Source organism: Lentihominibacter sp., from assembly GCF_046951855.1.
GTDB classification, from domain to species: Bacteria; Bacillota; Clostridia; order Peptostreptococcales; family Anaerovoracaceae; genus Lentihominibacter; species Lentihominibacter hominis.
Window position 1 is genome coordinate 1 of record NZ_JBKTXS010000066.1, and the last position, 2,178, is coordinate 2,178.

Annotated in this window: 2 protein-coding genes; both read left to right on the top strand. The window is 37.5% G+C overall.

Annotated features, from left to right (window positions below):
- On the top strand, positions 1 to 1,124 hold a 1,124-nt coding region (locus tag ACLR96_RS10175), incomplete at its 5' end, for a DUF3427 domain-containing protein (protein WP_412265865.1).
- A 12-nt stretch (positions 1,125 to 1,136) separates the two neighbouring features.
- Positions 1,137 to 2,178: M18 family aminopeptidase (locus ACLR96_RS10180; protein ID WP_412265867.1), on the top strand; the 1,042-nt coding region annotated here is incomplete at its 3' end.

Here is a 2,178-nt window from a genome sequence, read left to right on the forward strand (position 1 = left end):
CCAGCATACATTTTGATAGAATATCGAAAAAGCGTATATATGAATCTATAGATAAAGCGAGGACAAATGATGTGAGACTTATCAGAGAAGCATATAGGGAACTGAAGTACAGATTGGGCCGAATTCCTTCGTTGCTGGATTTTGACACATATGGTTCGGTTGATGTGACAAAGATATTTGACAGTAAGCTCTTCGGATCATATTATACATTTTTGAGAAAATGTGATGATAAGAATTATTCCATTATTTTATCCGAAGAAGAAGTCTTGTCTATTGAATATATATCAAAGAAATTAGCGAAAGGGAAGAGGCCTCATGAGCTGGAGATGCTTAGATGCATTGTGATAGGCTGCAGAGATTTGCTAAGGTCTTTTCGCAAAAATATGAAGAAGAATTATGATATAGAAGTTTCGGATGAAGAAGAAATATCAGTTTTAAGAAATTTGACCCTTGATTTTTTAATGCCTAAAGAAAGAGAAAATTTTGACGGCTGCAGTTTCCTTGAAATATCTGATGACGGAATATGGCAGTCCTCGGAGTCTTTTAAACAGATGCTGGCAAGCAAAAATTTTAGAAATATGATAGAGGAAATTATTGAATTTGGTCTTTCAAGATATAAAGAATATTTTTCCCGAAGATATAAAGACACTAATATGCAGCTCTATCAGAAATATACTTATGAAGATATATGTCGTATGCTGAACTGGGAAAATCAGATGAACCCCCTTAATGTAGGCGGATATTTTTATGAGAGAAAAACGAAGACTATGCCGGTATTTATCAATTATGAAAAAGAACATGGACAGGTTTCATATGAACATTGTTTTCTATCTAATAAAGAACTGATCGCATTTTCAAAACATCCCAGAAGAGTTACATCTTCCGATGCAGATCATATTTATAAGAGAACACGTGAGGATCTGGGAAACAGGATATATTTGTTTGTGAGAAAAAATAAAAACGATAAAGAGGCAAAGGAATTTTATTTCTTAGGTGAGATAGAGGCGGCGGGCGAGCCTAAACAGGTGATACTGGAAAAGAGTGGTGATGAAGCTTTTGAGATAACGTACATACTCAGTGATCCGGTGAGGGAAGATATATATGAATATATCGTAGAAGATTAGCAGGAGGAATAGATGAAATATATTGAGACGACAAATGAAATGATGAATTTTATAAGGAAAAGCCCCAGCATGTTTCATTCTGTCAGTACGATAGAAAGTTATCTTGATGAAGAAGGCTTTGAATATCTTCCCGAGAGTACACATTGGGAGCTTGAAAAGGGTGGGATGTATTATACAGTACGGAATCAATCGAGTGTAATTGCATTTAAGATAGGAAAAGGCGTCAGCAAAGAGGAGAATCATTTTCAAATCTGTGCTTCTCATAGTGATTCGCCTGCTTTCAAAGTTAAAAATATACCCGAGCTTGAGAGTAGCGGTGGATATTTGAAGCTGGATGTTGAGGCCTATGGAGGAATGATAGACAGCTCATGGTTTGACAGACCTCTTGGTCTGGCCGGGCGTGTGATGGTAAAGGAGAAAAATGAAATTTCTTCAAGGCTGGTGTATATTGATAAGGATGTTTTGCTGATACCAAATGTTGCGATTCATTTTAACAGAGAGATAAATACAGGATATAAGTATAACAGGCAAGTGGATCTTTGCCCGTTGTTTTCGGCAGGAGGTCTTGGAAAAGGTGATTTTGATGTGATGGTTGCAGAAGAGCTGGGCGTGAAAAAGGAAGATATGCTGGCAAAAGATTTGTTTTTAGTAAATCGACAGAGTCCTGCTATCTGGGGATACAAAGATGAGTTTGTTTCTGCTCCGAAACTGGATGATCTACAGTGTGCCTTTGCATCTCTGAAAGCATTCCTAAATTCATCAAATGATGAGACTGTAAGTGTATACTGCTGTTTTGACAATGAAGAGGTGGGATCCAATACTAAACAGGGAGCCATGTCTACCTTTTTGCATGATGTGCTTTGGAGGATCAGTTCTTCGGAAGGTAGGTCGCAGGAGGATTATTATAAGGCTGTTGCAGGATCATTTCTTGTAAGTTGTGACAATGCGCATGCCGTACATCCCAATCATCCGGAAAAGACAGATCCTGTGAATTGTGTTTTTATAAACAAGGGTGTCGTAATCAAGGAAAGCGCTAATCAGAAATATACGACAG